Consider the following 22,470-nt stretch of genomic DNA (forward strand, 5'->3'; position numbering starts at 1 on the left):
CCGGTACGCCGTCAGAATCCCCAGCTCGCTTCTCGAGTACTCCACATGTGGATAGATCGACGGCCTATTCGCGTTGCCGACGCACCGACCTGGAATTTCATCACAACAACCGAATTCTGCCGCGCTGCCGGAGTATTGCGGTTTTGTTAGGTTGACGCACATGGCAACAGGGCTGGGGAGAAATCGAATTCGCGCGGCGGTGCTGGCAGTCGCGTTCGTCGCAGGGCTGGTCGCCGCGGCACCGACTGCGGGCGCCGACCCGATCCCGTCGATGTGCGCCGACGGCTGGGAAGCAACCACGCTGGTCGAGGGGGTGGGCAATCTGGAGAACCTCGACTCCGACGGCAACGGCGGCTTCTACGTCACCGGCCTCCTCGACGGGTACTTCGCGTACGTAGACAGCGCGGGCCGGTTCGAAAAGCTGCTGACCGGGCTCGACCATCCGGCCGGGGTCCGGGTCGCCGGGCCGTATGTGTACTTCGTGACCGGCGACGGGCTCACCGAAAAGCCCGGCACGCTGCAGCGATACGAGATCGCCACCGGCACGACGACGGTCCTGCTGACCGAGCTGAACGGCCCGAACGGACTGCTACTGCTACCGGACGGCGACCTCCTGTTCAGCACGATCGGCGTCAACGGGCCGCCCACCGGGATCGGGCGCTACCGGCCGTCCACCGGTGCCTACACCAAAACCTGGTCCAGCCTGCCGCTGACCAACGGCCTCGCGCTCGCGCCGGACGGCAAGTCCATCTACACCGACAACCTGACCATGCGGATCTTCCGCATCCCCCTGGATGCTCCCGAGAACCCGGTGGTCATCTCCGCCGTGCCGAATCTCATTTCCATGCCCGACGATATGGAGGCCACCCGCGCCGACACCCTCTACGTCGCCGACCACGCCTTCGGCTCCATCAACCAGGTGAACACCACGACGGGTGCCACCTGCGCGATCATCACCGGCCTGATCAAGCCGGGCCCGATGCGTAATCCACCCGACGGCACCACCTCGGTACGCATCGCCCGCGACGGCGCCGGCTGGGCGCTGTACATCACCGGAATGGACGGAACGCTGCGCCGACTACGACCCCCGGCGGGCATCGACCTCACCCCGGCCACGCCGAGCCGGTAGAACAAAAGGGTTGGACCCGCGCGGAAAGGAACCAGCATGCCGGAACCGGCTCCCATGATCGTCGCCACCCCGGACGATGCCGAAGACATCGCTCACCTGCGTAATCGGCTCGCCCAGTGGATGGTCGACAACGGCATCGGCCAGTGGGTGCCGGGCGAGTACCCGAGCACGCTCGTCGCCGAGGAAGCCGCACGCGGCGAATGGTTCGTCTGGCGCGAGGCCGGCGCACTGGTCGCCGCTGTCCGGGTGGTCTGGCGGGATCCGGAGTTCTGGGGCGCCGACGACGACACCGAGGCAGGCTATATCCACGGTCTGATGGTCGCGCCGGAACAGCGCGGACGCGACCTCGGTACCCGAATCATCCAGTTCTGCGCCGACTACACCCTCGAAAACGGCGTCACCCTGCAACGCCTGGACACCGCCGCCGATAACGCGGTGCTCCGGAAGTACTACACCGCACAAGGTTTCACCGAGCTCCGGGAGACGCGGTTGCCACCCCAGTTCCACGGCACCACACACGTCGTCCTGATGGAGAAGATGCTGGCCTGATGACCGGAACGGCCCCCAGGTACCTCTATCTCGCCCGGCACGGCGAGGCGACGCCGGACGAGAGTGCACTGAGCGAACGCGGTCGCAGCCAAGCCTGGCTGCTCGGCGAGCGGCTACGCGGTAGTTCGCTCGCGCAGGTCCACCACGGTCCGCTGCCCCAGGTGACGCAGACAGCGCAGCTGATCGGCGAGCGCCTGGACGGCGTGCCGCTGCACGCCACCGAATCCGCCGGTGATTACCTGCCCTATCTGCCACGGAAAGACGAACTGCCCGCAGCGTCCGCGGACGCCATCCTCGGCTTCCTCACCCAGTTCCCCGCCGAGCAGCGAGCCCGCGGACCGCAACTGGCGCAGGCAGCCGTCGAGCAGTTCACCGGACCGGTCGCGGGCGACACTCCCCGGCACGAACTGCTGGTGACGCACGCGTTCCTCATCGGCTGGCTGGTACGGGCCGCGTTGGACGCACCGAAGTGGCGTTGGATAGGGATCAGCCCCGCCAACGCCGCGCTCACGGTGATCCGTTACGCCCCAGGCAGACCCGATTCGGTGCTGTTCTTCAACGACACCGGCCACCTACCACCGGACCTGCGCTGGACCGGATACCCGCCAGAATTGCACCTCTGAGAAACGTAGGTGCGAATCGGTCAGGTGCAGCTCGACTTGGCCCGGCATCGGGGTGCCGACCACCCGACGGTGCCGACGGGCTGCGTGAATCGCCCGCCGCGTGCACAGCACGCGGCCATCGTCGCGACGATGTACGCGAGCTACATCGGCCAGCCACGGCGCACGACTCAGACCCGCAGCCGACGCAACGTCTCGTCGTGCAGCAACCCATTCGTCGCGACAGCGTCACCACCGTGCGGACCGGGCTCCCCGGCGAGCGAGGTGAACCGCCCACCCGCCTCACGGACGAGAATGTCGAGCGCGGCCAGATCCCACAGCGACACCTCGGGCTCGGTCGCGATATCGAGCGCACCCTCCGCCAGCAGGCAGTAGGTGAAGAAGTCGCCGTAACCCCGCACCCGCCACACATCGTCGGTGAGCGCCAGGAACTTCTCCCGCAAATCACGCTCCCGCCAGCCGGACAGGCTGGAGAAGCCCAGACTGGCCGACCCGAGTTCACCGACGGCGGACACCGAAATCGGTTTCGGCGCTTCGGCATCGAAGCTCGCCCAGGCCCCCGCCCCGGCCGCCGCCCACCACCGCCGCGACAGCGCGGGCGAACTCACCACACCGACCTTCGGCACACCGTCTTCCAGCAACGCGATGAGCGTGGCCCAGATCGGCACCCCGCGAACGAAGTTCTTCGTGCCGTCGATCGGATCGATCACCCACTGCCGTCCGCTGAACTCGGCGTCCCCGCCGAACTCCTCCCCCAGCACCGAGTCGTCGGGCCGCTGCTCGGCGAGCACCTGCCGGATCGCCTGCTCCACCGCCAGGTCGGCATCCGAGACCGGCGTCAGGTCCGGCTTCGCATCCACCTTCAGGTCCAGCGCCCCGAACCGTGCCCGGGTAATGCCGTCGGCCGCATCGGCCAACCGCAGCGCAAGTTCCAGGTCAGAAGAGTCCACAGCCACGCCCGCACCTTAATGGATGCCGGAGAACGGAGTCCGTGGTGCTGGCTCACGCCACCGCGGCAACCGTGCGAGCCGCAACCAAAGCGTCGGCCCACCACTGCAACTGGTCGAGCATCGCCAGCGCCGCCGCGGCAGGCTCCTCCGGTTCACGCAACCGGCCGTCCTCATCGAAGAGCAGGTAGTAGCGCGGGAACGCGACGTAGTTGCGCACGGTATGCGCGTTGAGCTCGCCGAAGATCTGCCGCAGATGCTCGATGGCGAGCAGCCCGCCGCTCGCGCCGCTGTAACCGACGAAACCGATTGCCTTGGCGTCCCACTGGGTGAAATGCCAATCGATAACAGCCTTCAGCGCGGCCGGGATGCTGCGGTTGTAGTCGGGCGTGACGATCACGAACGCGTCGGCCGCGGCGAGCCGCTCGGTGAGATCGACCATGCCGGCGGGCCGCTCGGGATTCGGTTCCAGCGCCGGCGGGGCGGCGGGCAACGCCAGCGGCAGGTCGGCCTGCGCCAGATCGATGACGTCCACCTCGAACGCACCATGGCTCCTGGCGTGCTCAGTGAACCATTCGGCCACCACAGGACCGAAGCGGCCTTCCCGGACGCTGCCGATGATCACCGCGAGTTTCAATGCCGACATCGAGTTCCTCCTAACAGATCGGCGACCGGTTTCGGCCGCTCCTCCAATCTGCTGGCCGCCGCGCCGACCAGGAAGGCCGCCGTAAGGGTGGTAGTGGCAGGGACACCCTCCGGCCGCCGCCGCTTGTTAGGTTCGAGAGGTGAGTGACAACGAGCTGGGCCTGTTCCTGCGCACCCGGCGCGAGGCGGTGTCCCCGGCCCAGGTCGGCCTGCCCACCGGCGCGCGCCGCCGCACGCCGGGCCTGCGCCGCGCCGAACTGGCCACGCTGGCCGGAGTGAGATGTTGGTTACACAGCCGTTGATGCTCGCGTGCGTGGGGGAACCGACGATATCGTCTCGTCGTACACCAGCCTGACACCTCATCGCGCAGCAGCCACGGTCGCTCGTCGCATGTGTCCGGTGTCACGGGTGCCGCGTATGCTCTGGCAAGCGCTTCAACCTGCAACGACTACGGGGTGGTACCTGATCATGGCTGTGTACTTGAAGGTTATCGGCGGAGCGATCTTTGGAATCGTCTCGATCACCATCGGGCTTCTCGACATTTTCGACGGGTGGCCGAACTGGGTGCTCATCACTCTCGGCACTCTCGCGCTCGTCGCTGTCGCCTTCATCACCTACGGCGAACTCATGTCATCCGGTTCATCGGATCAGCCGACGAACCGAGATGTTCGAATGACTCAAACCGCAGGGGAACGGTCGCGCCAGATTCAAGCTCAAGGTGATGTGTACGTCGAGGGTGGGATGGGCGACGAAAAGTGAGTTGGCTCTGGAGTCGGAACAACGATGATAAGAAAGCCATCCAAGCACAACACGGAGGCGATGACTCTCGCCAATACCAAGCACACGGCGATATCAATATCGGCGCAACGCCGAGCGAGATCGCTCGGACTTTCAATGAGATGATCCGCCCAGAGTTCGACCGACTCTCGACACACGCGGCACAAGTCGCGTACGAACGCGCCACCGAACTAACCGAGAACTTCCTCGAAAGGCTCTACCAAAACGCGCCCGAGCACTTCTCTATTCTAAGCACCCCACATATGCAGCGCGCGCTGCAGTCGGCCCAGTTGGAATTCGCGATGACTGGGGACGAGGAACTGGGCCGAGTTCTTGTCGATCTACTTGTCGAACTTTCGGGTACTGAGATTCGCACTATCTATGCCACGAGTATTACTGAGTCGCTTCGCGTAGCACCGAACCTCACCGTGGCTCAGATGAACGCTCTAGCGATTATTGAGCGTATTCGTGTGCGGGTCTTCAATTTTTCTGGCCTCGATGCATTCTATCATTTCCTCGAAACGGAAGTAGTTCCGTTTACGGACCAATTGCCTGGCGCCATCGACCTACGTCATATGCAAGCTATGAATGTGGGCTGGATTGGAATAGCGTCCACCGACTCAATGATACTCGAAATACTGAATCGATATCCCGGACTTTTCTCTCTCGGATTCTCGAGCGACGAACTTCCACCACACTTCCCGGAAGAACCGACTTTATTCATTCCCGCGATCCGAGACTCTTCCAAGCAACAAATATCATTGATCGCAAGCGATCACGTAGATGTGGTCATCCAACGCGGGCATCCATTATACAACCAGCGCGATACAATCAAGCAGGTCCAAAAGTTGAACTTGATGCCTTTGGCAGATGTAGAGCACGAAATCCTAAAACGAGTTCCAGGACTAGCCCCCCTCGTCCACCTCTGGCAGGATACCAACGTTGACAGCTTTCAGCTGACCTCTATTGGCATAGCAATTGGTGGCGCGCATGTTCGATCTAGAGTGCCAACCGCCGATGTCACGTCATTTTGATCCATGATTGGCGGCCCATCCGCACGTCTACTGCAGCCACTCGCTCGGTACTGAGGGAAACTATGAGCTAGACCGACAGGAACAGAGCTCCTGCGCGCGCTTGCACAGCTCTCGTCGCCGCCCAGTTCATGCCGGACCCCGGGTGAGATGTTGTTACACAGTCGTTGATGTCGCTGTCGGGCGTCGGTCCGGCGTACTTGAGCAAGTGACAGCGCACTACTGGGCAGCCTTGTGTGAGTTTAAGGAGGAGGGGAAATGTCCGATAACGAGTTAGGCTTGTTCCTGCGTAGCCGACGAGAGGCAGTCACACCCGCCCGTGTCGGTTTGCCAGCGGGGCCACGGCGTCGCACGCCCGGTCTGCGTCGTGCGGAGGTCGCTACCCTCGCTGGGGTTAGCATCGAGTACATAGTTCGACTCGAGCAAGGCCGCGATCGCCACCCATCCCCGTCAGTGCTCTCGGCCATCGCCGACGCACTACTTCTGGTGCCGAGCGAGCGTATCCACCTGTTCCGTCTGACCAAAGCCGGTGACCCTGGCTTCAGTTGTATCGGCCATGCGCGCCCAGCTCGCAGTGTTCGCCCTTCGGTCCAGGCGATTCTGGACCATCTTGAACCTGCTGTCGCGGTGGTTGTGAACCGTCTCAGCGACGTTCTCGCTTACACCGAAGGCTATCGCCGGTTGATGGCACCAACGGGTCTTCTCGATGATCCGTCCACGGCCAATCTCGCGTTGTTCGTTTTCGGTGATGCGCGAGCCCGGGATTTCTATCCGGATTGGGACCATGTCGCCGATCAACAGGTTGCTGCCCTGAAACAGGGGCCTTTTCGGAGTGATCCGGCGATGGCGGCGTTGGCTGATGAGCTCGAGATCGTCGCGGGTGCTGAGTTCACGCGTCGTGTCGCTACGGTGCCCAGTCTACCTGCCGCGAACGGTGTCACCCGCGTCGAGCATGCCGAGAGCGGTCGGCTGCGGCTGTCATATGAAACTCTCGAACTCCCTGCGGATGACGATCAGCAGTTGTTCGTCTATCTCCCAGCTGATGAGGCCACCGCTGCTGCGTTAGACGAACTCACAGGCCGCTATCACGTTGGGCTGCACGTGGTTTCGAGTTGAACCAGATCATTGAATCTGTCACCCCTTGGAGGGGGATAACCCTCACCCCCGGTTCCTAGACCGGCTCGTAATGCGGGTGCCGCCGTAGGGCGGCGTTGAGCCCGGTCCGTCCGGATCGGGCTCGACTAGTAGCTAGGCGTCGTTAGTCCCTCGGAACGGCATCATTGCGTGCGTGGCCCTATTTCGGGTGTGCGCGGGTCTCTGCCTTGTCCGGTGCCGCCACGTTCCACGCCGGGCGCGTAGCCCGGTTTCGTCTCCACCGCCGCAGTCGGCGGATGGGCTTGACCTAATGCGAGGAGATTCCGGACTTCAGGCGAAATACCGTGCAGCTGCACCTGTTCCATAGCTCTTGCCCGTTCCTGGGCTGCCTGACGGGCTTGTTGTTCTTTCTCTGCTGCACGCGCCTTGTCTGCCGCTTCACGTTCCACACAGGCAGCGTCTGCAATGTCCGGTGTAGTCCGCTCACCAATCTCGACGGTTTGTTGCTCTCTGGACTTATCAGACACCGGAAACGGGAAATCCCGCGCCGCGAGACGGGCGGCGTCACGTTCCACTTGTGCGACCAGGGCCGCTTTCACTGCGTCAGGTGCTTCGCGTGCCACGACTCGGTCAGCCGTAGGCGCTTCAATTCGTCGGAGATGTTCGGACGCGGGAAACTCCAGCGCTACTCGTCTGGCGGCTGCCTCGCCAGCGGCTCTGGCGCGGTCGGCTTCCTCTCGCGTCTTAACGATTTGTCGAATGTTTGCGAGTCGCTCGCGGGCGCGCTCTTTACGGTCCCGCAACTTGGCAATGTCAGCGATTTTCTCCCGACGTTTTTGAAGGTCGACGCCCTTTTGTTCGCGCGCTTTCTGCACTACGCCCGGCAACTCGAGCTGGACGGCTTTACCCTCCTTCTCAAGCTGTTTGCGTCGCTCCAATTCGAGCCCTCGCGCCCATATTTCACGGGCATCGGAGCGCGATATCTGCAGGTGCGTAAACTTGTTTGGAAATTCCTCACGTATTTTGTCGATGAGTTGTTGGCAACGTTCGGATACAACTTCGCGTTCGACTGATCGCAGAGTGTGGTGGTTGATCTCACCTTTCTTGATGAGTTCGTACACCACCTCTAACTGCTTCTCATCCTTCGGCCCACCTATTCGACCTGATTTGTCTTCGACAGTCGATATTTGCCCGTTTTCGACCTTGATCTTGTCGAACTGAATCTTGTCTGGTCCGTGTTCGTATTTTCGCGGGTCGGGAACATAACCGTTCTCGCGGTCGCGGAAGTGTCGATCGGTTCCAGTTTCGAAGATTCGCCCACGCTCGTTGCTGTCGAACCCTCTGCGCTCGCTGTCGTAGCCGTCACCAGACAATGCGCCATCCCCCGCACTTGTGAAGCCAGAAAGATAGTCGATCTCACATGAAAGGAGGGCGACCGGCAAGCTCCGAGCTTAAGTCGGAGAAGGTGGAGCCGAATTCATTACCTTTACGCAGCTTCCAGAACCCTACAGACGGCAGCTCGTAGAGTTCGATGAATTCGTTCGCAACAACGAATTCGACAAGAAGGTTGGCGGTAAAGGCATTCCAGTCCTCGAACTCGAAAGCTAAGCCGGGCTTTATTCCATCGTAAATGGATACACTCTTACTGTCGTTGTACCCCAGTGGGATATTGGTCAGATCTATCCATCGCGCATCGAGGTACTGGATGAAGCACTCTCCCGCGAAGCACACCAGTTGATCTACGATGTCCGCGTTTTCGGGCTGTGACACAGATTCGAGATCCGGAAGTATTGTCCGGATCATGTCGTTGATTTCACATGCCTCGTGTGACTCGAAGTCCCAAGGCTCTTCTGGCAGCGCAGGCAATCCGGCACGATCGAGAAACTTCCGCACTTGACCCGCGTGCCGTTTGGGGTCGACCCATTTGTTCCACCCGGTCTTCTCGACAGGTACGCCGAGATCCATACTCAGTTGTTCATCGTTTCCCACGTCATCTGCCCCTTCGCGTAACGGCCGATCGGTTGTGTGTCGGCGTTCCCGGTCAACATACAAGTAGGTTGCATCCATCACGTGGGACCTTGGGCCTGGTCGCTCCACCGTGTGGGATTCAACGTCCAACGGGCGTAGGTCTCTTCGGGTGACACGGTGATCACGTCGACTACCTGTGTGAGTTCGTCGGGGATAGCGTCGCCATCGAAGTGCGTAGCGCTGGGCACAATCACCGCGTCTGCCTTCCCCCGTCGAGCCACGGCTATCAGTTCCGGTATCGGGTTCGTGGTCTTGGCGCTGAAAACTACGGTCTTGGCCAGGTTGTAGCCGAGCCGCCTTGCCACACTTCGTATTTGGGTCTCGTTCCAACCCTGCGCTACTCCGACGATGTCCCGACGGAGGTAGCCGATCGCTACGGGTTTGGTCTCGGAGCTCAGTCTCATCATGGCCCCTCGTAGAGTCGTTCGTTCGGGAGGCGGCGCAATCCGTTTGTGTCACCGGGAATTACGTCGACGTCGTCGAGGAAGTGCCGCTGGCGCTGCTCCTCGATGAAGGTCAGTGCCGAGGTAAGGCAGGCTGCGAAGTCGAGGGATGCGCCCCGCAGCGTGACGCGTAGGTGCAGGTCCGGCTCATCTGGGGCGCGGGGATTGGTGTGTGATCATTTCCGCGCCTCCGGGTCGGCGCAGGACTCGATATCGAGGGAAGCCAGCTCCCGACGGGCGACCGGTGCCAGTCGCCACGACCGCGCGAACTCGACGTAACCCTCCTGTTTAAGCCAGGTCATCGTCCGCGCGATGACGCGACTCGAACATCCCAAATCGGCTGCCAGGTCATCGACATCGTGAGCTCGACCATCGTTCATGGCGCGCATGACCGACAACTGCGTCTTGCTGAGTTCGTGCCGGTCAGCCACGCTGCACCTCCGCGTCGAAGGCGTCAGTAGTCGTGACGGCAACCGAGACTCGATCATCAACCACCCGTACGCCGCCCAGCGCGCATTCACCCGCCATACCGAGATGTGCGCCGATCACTCCATCGACTACCGGCACCGTCACCCCACACGCACGCAAAGGGCACGACACCGCCATCAACGTGACCGTGGCCGCGCGGAACACCGCCGCGCTGCACTGAGACAGCAACACCGTGCGGTCGGTCCCCTCATCAGCCACGATGCACCGCCAACGATCGCGGATCGCGATTGATACCGGTACACGCCCGTATCGCCTCGACCACGACACGACCCGAGGGCCGAAACATATTGCGCGGTAGTTCAATCCATCGTCTGCTACCGCCTCCGGGTTCTGCTGTCGGTGACGGCAACGGGATTGCCCCCTCACGTACGATCATCACGTTCAGCCGGAACAAGTCGTTGAACACCCGTGTGTCGTCATCGGGTACATCAGGCCGTATCAGGAATGACCACCGGTTCGAGCCGACGTGTGCCACGATCGGACCGACCGCTACGCGGTGGCGCTGCATGTGTTGGCGCAGAACGCTTCCCAACGTTCCGGGCATGGTCAGCGCGCCGGTACTCCCGGCAAGGAAGATGATGCGCTCGGAGCCCGGCGGGTCGATGTTGGCGGCCAGTCCACACACCAGGCGGTAGTAGACGCATCGAGAGACTGGTGTATCCCCAAACGAAATGTTCTTCATCGGCAGGCCCCCTGCTCGCGTGGAGTGGATTAGGTGGCCCGGCCCCTAGCAGCTGGATGGGTGCGGTGATTCGGTCCGACTCGAGCCACCTACCGGGCACAAACTGAGTCTGGATGTCCTGAGCGGCCACGAGCAGGTAGCTAGGGGTGTTGAATGGTGGTGAATTCGCCACCACCACTAGACCAATGGGTGATCAGGATGAAGAGTCCGAACGTGCACCTTGAAGAGTGGCTGACTCGTTCCGGATGGAGCCGGGGTGAGTTGGCGCGGCAAGTTCGAGCCCTCGCCTTCGAATGGGACGAGCATCATGTCCGGCCAGACACCTCTAGCGTGCGGCGGTGGGTAGACGAGGGAGAACGTCCCCGGCCACCCGTTCCGGCGATCCTGGCGGATCTGTTCTCTGCACGGTTCGGTTACCGCGTGACAACCTATGACCTGGGTCTAGGTGATGCGGTTGACCGATCGCTGACCTACAGCCCATCGTTGACCGAGACGGTAGAAGCCGTTGCCGACCTAGGAAGGGCAGACGTGGACCGCAGGAAGCTACTCACGGCCGCACCCTTTGCAGCAGTCGCGGCTATCGGCCCGTCCCGTGACTGGCTACTGAACACCCTCGACCAGTTGCCCGATGAACGCCAACGCGTACGCCTCGAGGACGTCACGGCCGTGAAGAACATGTTCGGCACGTTCCAGGAGATGGATATCTTCCAGGGCGGCGGGTCAGGCCGGCTGGTGCTGGCTGCGTACATGAACGAACATGTCTACCCGTTGCTTCGCCGGACCCACACCGAAGAAGTACGCCGGGCATTGTGCGGGGCGGCAGCGGAACAGACATATCTGCTGGGCTGGATGGCATTCGACAACGGCGAAGACGGCACTGCTCAGCGGTACTTGATCCAGGCTCTTCGTCTGGCAGAAGAATCCAAAGATGCGCCGCTTGGCGCTCATGTCTTGGCGGGGCTGGCCGATCAGGCAACGCTGCTCGGACATCCCCATGAGGGCCGTCGGCTCGCACAGGCGGGCCGCCAGGGCCTTGCGAAGAGCGATTCCGCGGCTTGCCTTGCCGACCTGTGGACGCTCGAGGCACGGGCGCTAGCAGCGATTGGTGACAAGGTCGGCACCGCGCACGCGGTCAACGCGGCTGAGCGCGCCTTCGAACAAGTCGAGCCGGAGCGCGAAGCCGAGTGGGCGAAGTTCATTGATGAGGCATACATCTGTGGCGAGTGGGCGAATGCCTTCCGGGACCTTGGGCAGCCGGACGAAGCTGCACCACACGCTAAGCGCTCAATCGCGTACGCCCGCAGCCAGAACCGAGCCCGACGCGGCGCGTTGTCGCATGCGGCCTTGGCTGTCAGCCACCTTCAGAACCGGGACCTCGACGCGGCTTACGCTGCCAGCGTGCGCACGGTGAACCTGTCGAGCAAGGTCAAGTCCTCGCGGTCGGTGGAAGCTGTTCGAGACATCCAGCAACGCATGGTGGCGTTCGGGCCGCATCCATTGGTGGCGGACTTCAACGAGCGTGCTAGAACACTGCTCGTCGCATAGATGAGTCGGGAAGTCGGAACTCGCTACGACCCCGATCGGGTATTCCATAGGGTCAGGACCCCTTCAAGCATGGAACCGGCTCCGCAGTATCGCATCGACCCGACCGGGCTGCCCTGTGACACCGCCCGAACGCGAACCGCGAAGTTCCACCTAGCTATCGATGGCGCGCCGGGATCAGAAAAAATGCGGACCATCGGCGCCGAGACGTTGCAGGGACGCAAATATCTCTTGAAGGAAGAAGGCTGGGCGGATGCCACCCGTCGACAACACGCCAGTAAAGTCGATAACGAGATCGATACAAGTCTCTACAAATGCGTCACGGACGTTAGGATCATTAATCTTTGGAAGAATTCTTCTGTTTCATACATCGCTTCAACTAGGTTCAATACCGAGACTCTAATCGGATCTGTTTTGAAACCCTCTTTCGCTGTTTGATAAACTCTACTCTTGGGGATCCCAGCTCTATATGCACAAATTGCCACAGTCCTACCGACAAAGGCTACTGCTGTTATTTGCATTTCGTAGGGATTCGAATTCGACCTATCTCTCAGAACCTTAATATATTCCATCCACAGCTGCTTGTCATCTAGCCACCAAGCTGAAATTGCGGCGGCTGCTGCCGAGGCTGTCAGAGGGTCAAGGAGGCCGTCCGGCTGGAAATTTCCCCAATAGTGGGCAAGACTAAGAACCGCCGCGCGCTGCACATCAGGCGGTAGATTTCCGTGCCCCCAGAGCGAAGATTTTTCAAACGATTCGCCACCAAGAGCGACCGACAGAACAGGTCCGCCAATGATTTCTTTCCGTTCTTCATCTGGTAGTGACCGGAAGATCAGCCACAAACTCTGCGGATCCCAGTCCGCTAGAATCTGCACACCTTCTGCCTCCGGTGCAGATCGAATGTTCTCCAACTCGCGCGTTATGTGGGCACTCAAACCGTAAAAGTCGTTGTGAACAAATCTCCAGCGACGCATCTCCGGCCAGTGTTTGCGCGCACCAACAAAATCCTTCTCTATCTTGGAAGCGACACCGCTCGTCTTTACAATTGAAAAAGGTGCATACACTGCGTACAGCGTCTTTGTTTCAGAGTCCCATCCGTCGCATCTCAAATCGCCTCGCCGACCTGCAGCACGGGCAATATGGAAAGAATCCGGGTGCGCCGCTCGCATGATCTTCGCGAAAAATTCCTCGAACTGTCCAGCAGGAGCATGTAGCACAGTTGACCTGAATTTGAGCTCCTGCCAGAAGAGTTCAGTTATATAGGCCGCGCTGTTATTCATACGTCTGCCGAATCCTTTGTCGCAGAGTTGCCACCGATGTCGATGTAGAGAGCAAGGATGACGTTACATTATCCGTTGCGACACAACAACATTCGAGAGATCTGGTCGCGAGACGGCAGAACGAATGCCCCTGTAACTAGCCGCATACCGCGCGGGCCAACTTGGGCATGCGCCACGTTCGAAGATCGGCCGATCACGGCCATCGAAACCATGCTCGCAGAGCGGATGCCAAGCTAGATCGCGACGTCAGATTTCGCCGATACAACATCACGCCTGTTCAGTCCGCCATCGAGATTCGCCGATTAGCGACGTCACAGATCGCCGATGGAGCCACCGAGTGCGGGTTTACCAGTCGATGTCGCGGCCCGTGTCGGGCCCGGGCTGGTAGGGGATGTTCTGGTCGGCGCTGTAGTCGTGGGTGTATTCGGTGTGGTGGCCGAGGTCGGCGGCGTGGATGGCGTCTGCGATTTCCTGTCCGGCCGGGTCGGGGTTGTGGGGGCGAGGGTCGGCGGATTCGGGTTGGGTCTGGTTGTCCGGGTGTGGGGTGGGGCTGGGTTGGTGGGTGGTGAGGTCGTTTTCGTCGATTTCCAGGCGTGCCCAGAGTGCGGCGGCGGGCATCTCATCGGGGAGCGTTCGTTGCTGTGCGGCCTGGGTGAGCTGGTGTTCTATGTCGGTTCCGGCGCGGGCGGCGGCGTCGATGTGGGTGGCGATGACCGGCCATGTCGGGTCGGTGCTGATGCGGGGGTCGATGCGGTCGGCGGTGGCGGACCAATGATGTTGGGGGCGTCGGGTTTTGCCGTCGTCGTCAAGGATGCGCCGGTGTAGTTCCTGCTGGTAGTTGCGTTCGATGGCGGTGTAGCGGGTCGGTCCGGTAGGGCGGTGCTCGGTGTCGAGGATGTGTAGCCCAGCACGCCAGATGGCTAGATCGGCAAGCAGTTCGGGGTTCGCGAGCAGGGTTCGCGCCCATTTGGGGGCGGTGGCCGGGGTCCATGCTTGGGCGGTGTCGCTGATCTGGGTGGCGAGTTCGGTCACGATCTGTTGGCGGGCTCGCACTGGTGCGAGGGTGTCGGGGTCGAGGGTGTCGGGTGTGTTGGTGGGCAGTCCGGGTGTCCATGGGAGTGGGCCGGGTCCGGCCGAGTGCTGGCCAGTGGGGTCGATTCGCCAGTCCAGCACGGCGGCGGGGTCGGTGGCGGTGTCGAGTTCGCGTGCGGTGATCGCGGTGCGCAGGGCGGTGATCGGGTCGGCTCCGCTGAGGGCGAGCATCGCTAGGTGTTGGCGTAGGACCGGGTAGGCGGGGCTGTCGGTCAGTCCTGGCAGGAGCTGTTCGGCGATGTGGTCGATGGTGTCGAGTCGTTGTGCGCCGCAGGCGTGTTCGGCGGTCAGGGCGAGGGTGTCGAGGTAGATGTCGAGGGCGCGGCCGATGCGGCGTGTGGGGTCGAGGGCATCGCGGAGTTCGGTGTGGGCTGATGTGGCTGCGCCGTCGCGGTCGAGGATGTGTTGCAGGTGTTCGACGGCGGTGCGGGGGTAGTGGGCGGGCAGGGTGTAGATATCGCCTTCCTCGCCAGCGACAGCGGTGGCGATGTAGGCGTGGTTGGCGTGGCGTCCGCGTGTCATCGCGACGTAGAACTGCTGGCGTGATTCGCGGCCGGACAGGGCGACGTGGCAGGTGTCGGCGGTGATGCCTTGGGCGGAGTCGATGGTGGCGGCGTAGCCCAGGTGCAGGTGTTCGCTCACGTATTCCGCGGGCAAGCGCGCGACGGCAGTGGTGTCTCGGCCGTGGACGCGGCGCGTGAGGGTCAGCGCGCCGTCGGGATGAACCTCGCGGATGGTCCAGCTGTAGCCGTTGCGGACCCAATCGTGTTCACCGACGCGCAGGCGGGGGTCGTTGCGGCGGGTGTGCACGGTGTCACCGTCTGAGGCGACCAGCCCGTCCGCGAGTGCGACATCGGGACCGGTGGGTGTGGCGGTGCGGGCGAGCCGCTCGGTGCGGGCACGCATGTTGAGGGCGGTCACGATGTCGCGGGTCGGGGCCAGCATCACCGCGTGCGCGCCTGTCGCGGTGTCGGCGGCCCAGCCTCGGTAGGTGTCTTCGTAGACGCTGCCCAGGTGCCCGGCGTGTATGCGGCCGTGGTCGAGATACCAGGCCAGCGCGAGCGGATCGCCCGCGCGTATTCCCTTGGAGGCCAACGCTTCCCCGCGACTGGCGAAGCGCACCACCTCGGTCAGGGTGACTGGTTGGGCTGGTGCGGCGTGGGCCATGTCGGCGGCGGCGCCACCAGCGTCGATGGCCGGGAGTTGGTGGTCGTCGCCGAGGCATCGCACGGACGCGCCCCGGCTGGTCAGATACCGCAGCAGTTGCAGGCGTTTGGAGGTCGGCACCTTGATGTGTTCGTCGATGATGACCAGGGTGGTGTCGTCAATGTCGAGGACCCATTGCGGCAGGCTCGGCAGTTGCTCGCCGGTCAGGGCGGCGGGGCGGTGGCTGTCGAGGACGTGGAGAAGTTTGTCGACGGTTTCGGAGCGGGCACCGATCTCGTGGCCCAGAACTGACGCGGCGGCGGCAGTAGGAGCCAAGCCCAGCACGGCACCGCCGGCCGATCTCCACGCTGTGGTGAGCACTGCCATGGCGGTGGTCTTGCCTGTTCCGGCGGGCGCGTTGGCGGTGTGCACGCGCATCCCGGCAGTGGCGAAGGATTCGATGACGCGGATCTGACCGAGGTTCAGCGGCCGGTCCGGGTGCGCAGTGTTGTAGTCGTGGACCGCGATAGCGACGTGTGCGGGGTTCAGGACGCGCCCGCCAGGCTCGACTGCGAGCGCGATGAGTTCGGCTTCGGCGGCCAGCGTGGATGCGGTGGTGTAGATCTGGGAGTTCGCGCGGGTGTGCAGCGGGGTGCCGTCGTCGCGGCACAACCATGCCGGGACCGCAGTCAGGTCGGGTTGCTCGGTCACGTCCGGATCACCGCGCGCGAGTGCGGATGTCGGCGCGAGCGCGTGCGCGCAGACCTCGGCAACGACGCGGAAGTAGTCCGCGGGAGCCACGTTGCCTCGGAGTTGGCGTTCGACTTCGGCCCGGAGATTGAACTCACGCCAGGTCGCCCGTTTGTCCGACACCGCCGCCAACGCCTGGCCACAGATGCGGGCGACGAAAGCGCCATCCGGTGCCGGACGCGGGACGGGCGGGACTGACAGAACGCGCGCGATGATGTCGTCCACAGCCTCGGGGCCGCCGAGCAGCGCGGCGGCTTCGGCCCGCCAGAACGCGCGCTGCTGGGCGCGTGAACCCGGAACATGCTTGCGCGGTCGGGTTTCCAGGGTCGCGCGCTGGGCCAGTCTGTGCACTTCGCCGGGCTCGGGTTCGCGCCCGAACGCGGCCTGCCATGCGGCAGTGAGGGTGTCGAGCCGGTCGGTGATCGCGGCCCCGCGCCGCGACCACAGGTGGATCAGCGGCAGCGGAACGCCGACGATCTCACGGATACGAACCTGTTCGGGGTCACGGTCGAGGCGGTCGGCGAACCGCAGACCGAGCGCGGTTTCGAGGTGGTGTTCCAGGCGGGTGTCATAGATTTCGGAGACCGTGACTACTGCCTCGTGGACGGTGGTGCCGTCGATGGTGCGCCACTTGCCCTCAGCGGTGCGCACGCGGTTGGCGATTAGCACGTGCGTGTGCAGGTCGGGATCGGATGCGCGAGAGTCGCGGTGGTCGAACGTCGCGGCGATCGCGCCTTGCACCTGGACTTGGCGAATACCGTTGCGACCCAACCGGGTGAACAACGCATGAGATTCCAACCAGGCCAGTGCATCGGCGACCGCGTGCCGGTGCGCGGTGGCGATCATGTCCGCCAGCTGCGGTGAGGCGATCGCCCACAGCGCCGACACACTCTTGACGGGACTGAACGTGAAGTCGTATCCGGCGACCGCTGTGCGGTCGGGGCGGGAGTTCTTGACCACCCACCCGGACAACTCGCGGGCTTCGAGCGGGGCGCGCCCGTACTCGGCGGTGAACATCTCGGTGGCGACTCGGGTGCTGATCCGAGCGCGAACAGCATCATCGATGGGCGCGGTGGTGCACGCACCGACGCTGGTGTTGTAGTCGCGGTATGCCTGGGTTTTGGCGGCGCGGTAGCCCGAGGTGGAGGCGTAGACCGGGTAGCGGTTACCGAGTCGGGTTGTCTTCTCGGCCATCCGGGCGGCTTGGGCGCGCGGCATACCGGCGGCACGGTGGCGGGCGATGGCGCGTGCGCGGACCTGTTCGGCGTCCGGGTGAATCCCTTCTCCGAACAGATTTCGCATCTGCTCCTCGGTCACCTCCGCACCTGGGTCGATACCGAGTGCGGAAAGTCCGGTGCCGCGCCAGGTTCCGGGGGCTTCACCCTGTTCGTTGTAGTACTCGGCCAGCGAGGCGCGCCCGCGCGCGCTGGTGTCGTTGGCGGCTGTGTTTCGCAGGTAGTACTGATAGCCGTTGCCTGCGGCGACCTTGTGCATCGTCGCGACCATGCCTACATGAAGCTCCTACTACACTTCGTCATTCAAGAGGGTAACCCTTAAATATAGCCGAGAGCAACGATTTTCGAGTTGATACCGCCCCGAGATGCAAAATGTCTGATTGTTGAAAGGTGGGTGGATACGGGGCTGGGGTATGAGGTGAGGGGTGAGAATGTTTGCGCGGGTGGCGCATACAGCAGTTGGGGTGAGGGGGTGCGCAGTCGGTGGTAGCGATGCGCGTTGGGTGAGCACGTGTCGGCGAGGTGATGAAGTGAGTCCAGTGAACCCGGCGCGCCGGACGCGCGGGGCGCGACCCAACGGGCGCGCGGCCCGCACGACGAGAGGCCAGCGTCGGGGTCCAATCCGGATCACTCGGGCACTGTCGATCTTCGGGCATACTGGACTTGGGTAGGTACGACTGCTGCCGGGGACAGGTGCAGAAAGCGAGGAAAAAACTGCCATGTCACCCGACAGGAACGCCCGGAGGCACGTCCGGGGGTCCGATGTAGCTCGCCCGAGCGGACCCATCATCCCAGCCGACGACTGTAAAGCGTCGGCACCGCCGGGCGGTCCGCGAACCGAGGACTCGACAACCGACGATGGCGCGACGCGAGCGCCCCGGCCCCGCCCTGACTCGCGCACCAACACTCGAGGGCTGGCCTTGATCGGCCCGACAAGTGAGGCCACGCGTCGGATGGTCGCCGAAAGCCGTGCGAGGCAAGGGCTCACCCCCTACATCAACGACCCGTACGTGATCGAATCACTGGCGCTGTTCCTGCGTCACGCACTCGACACCCTCGACCGCGACGACGGGCGCGAGCACCGCTGACACGGCGCTCAGAACTCCCGCCACAAGATATCGACCGAGGATGTGTCGAAACGCCACGTCTTGCCGGTCTGATCGACCCACCTCGCGGCGTAGACACGAGCGGGCCGCACGGTCACCTTCTCGATCAGACGTGCGGCCGCCTCGTGCTGCCACCGCGAACACTTGCTTTCCCACGCCTTACGCAACTCGCCCGTTTCGCCGATGTCGGCCAAGACCGCCCGCGCTTGCGCGCTGCGCAACGAATCCTGTTCGGCACGAAGTTCTTTCAACGTCTGCTTCAGGCTGGCTATCGTGCGTTCGATCACACGCAAGTCGTAGTCGTCCCCGGCACCGGACAGAACGGCGGCGCGCTGGTCGGTCTCGGCGTCGAGATTGCCCGCGGTGACCTCGATCCGTTTCTGAAGCCCGGCGATGCGTTCGGCGTTATCGTTGCCGCGATCCAACCGGGCGATGATCTGCGGGTCCTCATACACCGCGATCACCGCCTGCGCGACATAGGTTTCCAGCGCGTCCGCGTCCCGGTATACCCGCCCGCACCCGCACTCCCGCTTCGCCGCGTCCCTGTGCTGGCAGCGGTAGCGGCGCTGGATCTCCTTGCTGCCGTCCTTGCGTTTGCGCACTTGGGTCGAACCGACCATCCACGAACCGCAGTCCTCGCCCGCGCGGTCGCTGGCCTCGGCCCACATCCCACCGCATCCCGCCAGCCCGGTCAGCCCGTATTCCCCGTTGCGCTGACGGGGCCGCTCCTTGTCTTCTGCGCGGCGGTGAGCCCGCAAACCGGCCCGCATCGCGTCATGCTCGGCGCGAGTGAAAACGGCGGGCCACTGGGCGCGATGACGGGTACCGGTGCGCGTATGCACACGAATGCCGTTGCCTTCCGGATTTTTCAAGCACTCGCAGCGTCGGCCGTGGGCGTCGGTGTGCTCACCCAAGTCATAGGCCACATACGCCTCCAGCAACAATTGGCGGGCCAACTGACCCACCCGCCACAACCCGCCGCCGGCCGTGGTGATCCCACGACGGTTCCAATCGGTGACGATCGTCGTCTGCGTTTCTCCGTTGATTACCCGGTCGCGTCCCTCGTGCAGCACCGCGACCTCGGACTCACGCAACGCATTGCGGTCCAAGACATCGGCCCCGGTCAGCGGATGCGCTCCGACCACACGCCCATAACCGAACCGGCGCGAACCACCCTGCATCACTCCCTTGGCGGCTTCCTCGCTCATTCGATCGAGCAGGTTTTCGGTGTTCACCTCTCGGTACTCGGCTGCCTCGGCGACCTTCACCATGAAGTTCTTACGCCCCGAGCCCGTGGTGAGGTCGTATTCGTCGTCCTTGACGAACAAGTACCGCACACCGTCATCGCGGCCGAGTTTCATCAACTCGTTGCCCAGGTCGTAGTCACGGGTCAACCGCGCCACATCACGAGCGAGCGCGGTCTTCGCGGGACCCGCCGTCACCAACCGAAGCAACTCACCCAATCCCGGCCGGTCCGCATCCGCACCCGACAGGTCGTTGTCACACATGATCCGCGCCAACGCCAACCCCTTGCGCTCGGCGTGAGCGACCTGGCTCTTGGCCTGCAACTGCACACCCTCGGCGCGGTCCTTCTCATCCCGCGAGATCCGAACATAGCCATACACCCACTCAGAGGGGTCGATCCTCGCTACCGAACCGGCAAGAGCCGCATTGACTTCCGCCAACCAACCAGGCTCGGCAAGGGTCCTCGTTCGGGTCATAGCTCCAGGATACGGATGTGGTGTATAGGTGACACGTCGCCGGCGTAAGCGTCGAATACATCACCCGGCTCGAACAAGGCCGCGACCGCCGTCCCTCACCGCAGGTGCTTTCCGCGCTCGCCGACGCGCTGCGCCTCGCCCCGAGCGAGCGAGTCCACCTGCACCGCCTCACCAAATCCGCCGACCTCGGCTTCAGCTGTATGGGCGGCGCTCAACCGCTGCGCGAGGTTCGTCCCGCCGTCCGCGCCATTCTCGACCGCCTCGAACCCGCGCCCGCGGTGGTCGTGAACAGACTCACCGAGGTGCTCGCGTACACGGCCGGCTACCACCGCGTGATGGCGCCGATCGGCCTGTTCGAGAGCGGTCCCGCGAACCTGGCTCGCTTCGCGTTCACCGATCCCCGCGCCCGCACGGCCTTCCCTGACTGGAGCCACGTCGCCGACCAAGAGGTCGCCACCCTCAAACATGGTCCGTTCCGCAAGGATCCGCACATCGCGGCGCTCGCCGACGAACTCACCGTCACCGTCGGCCCGGAATTCACCGACCGGGTCGAGACGGTGCCCAGCCTGCCCGCCGCCACCGGCATCACCCGGCTCGTCCACCCCGAGGCAGGCCCCCTTCGCCTGGCCTTCGAGATCCTCGACCTCTCAGCCGACGACGATCAACGGCTGATCGTCCACCTCCCCGCCGACGAATCCACCGCCACCGCCCTGGACAAGCTCACGGGTATCCGCCCCGGTGCTCTCCGCGCGGTCTAGCCGATAAGTCGATCAGCACGCTGCGCGGTAAACCCATCAAGTCGACCAGCACGCAGCGCGGTCAAGCCGACAGGTCGCCCCAGCACGCCGCGCGATCTGGCTGATAAGCACCCTTCACCACGCCACAGCAGCACACACGCGACGCCTCGACCCACGGCACCGCCCGCACGTTCGGGTCCCCCCCAATTCATCGATCCACGAACACAACCCATTCCAGCCGCACCACTGCTATCGCGGCTACGCCGAACCAGTAGGCTTGACCACCGTGCATCCTGACGTTTCCGCTGATCTCGCCGAACTCGACGCCACCCTCAAGACGGTCGAATCGGTCCTCGACATCGAGGAGCTGCGCCGACGTATCGACGAGCTCGAGCACCAAGCCGCAGATCCCGATTTGTGGAACGACCAGGATCACGCGCAGCAGGTGACGAGCGAGCTCTCGCATGCCCAGGGTGAGCTGCGCCGGGTGGAGGAATTGCGGCAGCGCCTCGACGACCTACCCGTGCTGTACGAACTGGCCGAGGGCGAAGAGGGCGAGTCGCGCGAGACTGCGCTCGCCGATGCCGACGCCGAGCGCGCCGCACTGCACGGTGACGTGGAGGCGATGGAGGTCCGCACCCTGCTCTCGGGCGAGTACGACAAGCGCGACGCGCTGGTCAACATCCGCTCCGGCGCCGGTGGCGTGGACGCCGCCGACTGGGCCGAGATGCTGATGCGCATGTACATCCGCTGGGCCGACCGGCACAAGTACTCCGTCGAGGTCTACGACACCTCCTACGCCGAAGAAGCCGGCATCAAGAGCGCCACCTTCGCGGTGAAGACGCCCTACGCCTACGGCACCCTCTCGGTCGAGATGGGCACGCACCGCCTGGTGCGGATCAGCCCGTTCGACAACCAAGGCCGCCGCCAGACCTCTTTCGCCGAGGTCGAGGTGCTGCCGGTGGTGGAGACCACCGACCACATCGAGATCCCCGAGGGCGAGATCCGGGTCGACGTGTACCGGTCCTCGGGCCCCGGCGGGCAGAGCGTCAACACCACCGACTCGGCGGTGCGCCTGACGCACATCCCGACCGGCATCGTCGTCACCTGCCAGAACGAGAAGTCGCAGCTGCAGAACAAGATCTCCGCCATGCGCGTGCTGCAGGCGAAGCTGCTGGAACGCAAGCGCCAGGAGGAGCGCGCCGAGATGGACGCGCTGAAGACCAACGAGGGTGCGTCCTGGGGCAACCAGATGCGCTCCTACGTGCTGCACCCGTACCAGATGGTCAAGGATCTGCGGACCAACTATGAGGTCAACAACCCGTCGGCGGTGCTCGACGGCGATATCGACGGCTTCATCGAATCGGGCATCCGCTGGCGCATGCGTGAGCAGCCGAGTTAATTGTTGCGGGTAGCGCAACAGCCG

21 protein-coding genes and 2 pseudogenes are annotated in these 22,470 nt (G+C 63.5%); 12 read left to right on the top strand and 11 right to left on the bottom strand.

Features of this window, described 5'->3' with window-relative positions; genetic code table 11:
- Window positions 1-160: 160 nt before the first annotated feature.
- The 3 genes from IBX18_RS25530 to IBX18_RS25540 are packed head-to-tail and all read left to right on the top strand — an operon-like array spanning window position 161 to window position 2,301.
- On the top strand, window positions 161-1,129 hold the full coding sequence (locus tag IBX18_RS25530; protein ID WP_194836082.1) for an SMP-30/gluconolactonase/LRE family protein: 969 nt from the start codon (window positions 161-163) through the stop codon (window positions 1,127-1,129).
- A 36-nt stretch (window positions 1,130-1,165) separates the two neighbouring features.
- On the top strand, window positions 1,166-1,678 hold the full coding sequence (locus tag IBX18_RS25535) for a GNAT family N-acetyltransferase (RefSeq protein WP_228541777.1): 513 nt from the start codon (window positions 1,166-1,168) through the stop codon (window positions 1,676-1,678).
- Window positions 1,678-2,301, top strand: coding sequence for a histidine phosphatase family protein (locus IBX18_RS25540; RefSeq protein ID WP_194836083.1), 624 nt, complete (start codon window positions 1,678-1,680; stop codon window positions 2,299-2,301). Before IBX18_RS25535 ends, IBX18_RS25540 begins: the two co-directional genes overlap by 1 nt.
- Window positions 2,302-2,468: 167 nt before the next feature.
- On the opposite strand, the gene hisN is transcribed toward IBX18_RS25540, so the two are convergent.
- Entirely contained in the window at window positions 2,469-3,254 is a 786-nt protein-coding gene (gene hisN / locus IBX18_RS25545) for a histidinol-phosphatase (RefSeq protein ID WP_194836084.1), read from the bottom strand.
- Between the two features lie 46 nt (window positions 3,255-3,300).
- The gene (locus tag IBX18_RS25550) at window positions 3,301-3,891 is read right to left on the bottom strand and encodes an NADPH-dependent FMN reductase (protein ID WP_194836085.1); all 591 of its coding nucleotides are present in this window, start codon (window positions 3,889-3,891) and stop codon (window positions 3,301-3,303) included.
- A 139-nt stretch (window positions 3,892-4,030) separates the two neighbouring features.
- Between IBX18_RS25550 and IBX18_RS25555 the strand changes: the two are divergent.
- From IBX18_RS25555 to IBX18_RS25570, 4 genes and pseudogenes are all read left to right on the top strand, one after another.
- Window positions 4,031-4,168, top strand: a pseudogene (locus IBX18_RS25555) (transcriptional regulator); the annotation flags it as partial.
- Between the two features lie 190 nt (window positions 4,169-4,358).
- Entirely contained in the window at window positions 4,359-4,649 is a 291-nt protein-coding gene (locus tag IBX18_RS25560; protein WP_194836086.1) for a hypothetical protein, read from the top strand.
- The gene (locus tag IBX18_RS25565) at window positions 4,646-5,701 is read left to right on the top strand and encodes an LPO_1073/Vpar_1526 family protein (RefSeq protein ID WP_194836087.1); all 1,056 of its coding nucleotides are present in this window, start codon (window positions 4,646-4,648) and stop codon (window positions 5,699-5,701) included. The genes IBX18_RS25560 and IBX18_RS25565 overlap by 4 nt, the downstream gene beginning before the upstream one ends.
- Window positions 5,702-5,956: 255 nt before the next feature.
- Complete coding sequence (locus IBX18_RS25570) at window positions 5,957-6,814, top strand: helix-turn-helix transcriptional regulator (protein ID WP_194836088.1); 858 nt, start codon at window positions 5,957-5,959, stop codon at window positions 6,812-6,814.
- A 161-nt stretch (window positions 6,815-6,975) separates the two neighbouring features.
- On the opposite strand, the gene IBX18_RS25575 is transcribed toward IBX18_RS25570, so the two are convergent.
- The 6 genes from IBX18_RS25575 to IBX18_RS25600 form a co-directional block, all read right to left on the bottom strand.
- Window positions 6,976-8,235, bottom strand: coding sequence for a hypothetical protein (locus tag IBX18_RS25575; RefSeq protein ID WP_194836089.1), 1,260 nt, complete (start codon window positions 8,233-8,235; stop codon window positions 6,976-6,978).
- The gene (locus tag IBX18_RS25580; protein ID WP_194836090.1) at window positions 8,210-8,860 is read right to left on the bottom strand and encodes a hypothetical protein; all 651 of its coding nucleotides are present in this window, start codon (window positions 8,858-8,860) and stop codon (window positions 8,210-8,212) included. The genes IBX18_RS25575 and IBX18_RS25580 overlap by 26 nt, the downstream gene beginning before the upstream one ends.
- The gene (locus IBX18_RS25585; RefSeq protein ID WP_228541778.1) at window positions 8,860-9,228 is read right to left on the bottom strand and encodes a hypothetical protein; all 369 of its coding nucleotides are present in this window, start codon (window positions 9,226-9,228) and stop codon (window positions 8,860-8,862) included. Before IBX18_RS25585 ends, IBX18_RS25580 begins: the two co-directional genes overlap by 1 nt.
- Before the next feature lie 212 nt (window positions 9,229-9,440).
- Entirely contained in the window at window positions 9,441-9,695 is a 255-nt protein-coding gene (locus IBX18_RS25590; protein WP_194836091.1) for a hypothetical protein, read from the bottom strand.
- The gene (locus tag IBX18_RS25595; RefSeq protein WP_194836092.1) at window positions 9,688-9,951 is read right to left on the bottom strand and encodes a hypothetical protein; all 264 of its coding nucleotides are present in this window, start codon (window positions 9,949-9,951) and stop codon (window positions 9,688-9,690) included. Before IBX18_RS25595 ends, IBX18_RS25590 begins: the two co-directional genes overlap by 8 nt.
- Window positions 9,944-10,435 carry a DNA-directed RNA polymerase subunit beta gene (locus IBX18_RS25600; RefSeq protein ID WP_194836093.1) on the bottom strand — a complete coding sequence of 164 codons (492 nt, stop codon included), beginning with the start codon at window positions 10,433-10,435 and terminating at the stop codon, window positions 9,944-9,946. The genes IBX18_RS25595 and IBX18_RS25600 overlap by 8 nt, the downstream gene beginning before the upstream one ends.
- Before the next feature lie 153 nt (window positions 10,436-10,588).
- Between IBX18_RS25600 and IBX18_RS25605 the strand changes: the two genes are divergently transcribed.
- A complete protein-coding gene (locus tag IBX18_RS25605) occupies window positions 10,589-11,980 on the top strand; it encodes a hypothetical protein (RefSeq protein WP_228541779.1) in 1,392 nt (463 codons plus the stop codon).
- 305 nt (window positions 11,981-12,285) lie between these two features.
- Here the strand turns inward: IBX18_RS25605 and IBX18_RS25610 are convergent, their stop codons facing one another.
- Window positions 12,286-13,257 (bottom strand): hypothetical protein, encoded by a 972-nt coding sequence (locus IBX18_RS25610; protein WP_194836094.1) that lies wholly within the window; start codon window positions 13,255-13,257, stop codon window positions 12,286-12,288.
- A gap of 345 nt (window positions 13,258-13,602) precedes the next feature.
- Entirely contained in the window at window positions 13,603-17,751 is a 4,149-nt protein-coding gene (mobF, locus tag IBX18_RS25615) for a MobF family relaxase (RefSeq protein WP_194836095.1), read from the bottom strand.
- 682 nt (window positions 17,752-18,433) lie between these two features.
- Here mobF and IBX18_RS42840 point away from each other — a divergent pair.
- On the top strand, window positions 18,434-18,568 hold the full coding sequence (locus tag IBX18_RS42840; RefSeq protein ID WP_255528101.1) for a hypothetical protein: 135 nt from the start codon (window positions 18,434-18,436) through the stop codon (window positions 18,566-18,568).
- 8 nt (window positions 18,569-18,576) lie between these two features.
- Here the strand turns inward: IBX18_RS42840 and IBX18_RS25620 are convergent, their stop codons facing one another.
- Window positions 18,577-20,307, bottom strand: a complete 1,731-nt coding sequence (locus tag IBX18_RS25620; RefSeq protein ID WP_194836096.1) for a recombinase family protein — start codon at window positions 20,305-20,307, stop codon at window positions 18,577-18,579.
- A gap of 50 nt (window positions 20,308-20,357) precedes the next feature.
- Between IBX18_RS25620 and IBX18_RS43485 the strand changes: the two are divergent.
- The 3 genes and pseudogenes from IBX18_RS43485 to prfB all read left to right on the top strand — a co-directional run.
- Window positions 20,358-20,456, top strand: a pseudogene (locus IBX18_RS43485) (helix-turn-helix domain-containing protein); the annotation flags it as partial.
- A 51-nt stretch (window positions 20,457-20,507) separates the two neighbouring features.
- Window positions 20,508-21,065, top strand: a complete 558-nt coding sequence (locus tag IBX18_RS25625) for a transcriptional regulator (protein ID WP_228541830.1) — start codon at window positions 20,508-20,510, stop codon at window positions 21,063-21,065.
- Between the two features lie 265 nt (window positions 21,066-21,330).
- Window positions 21,331-22,446, top strand: coding sequence for a peptide chain release factor 2 (prfB, locus tag IBX18_RS25630; RefSeq protein WP_135232900.1), 1,116 nt, complete (start codon window positions 21,331-21,333; stop codon window positions 22,444-22,446).
- Window positions 22,447-22,470 lie beyond the last annotated feature (24 nt).

The organism is Nocardia sp. XZ_19_369, from assembly GCF_015355715.1.
Classification (GTDB): domain Bacteria; phylum Actinomycetota; class Actinomycetes; order Mycobacteriales; family Mycobacteriaceae; genus Nocardia.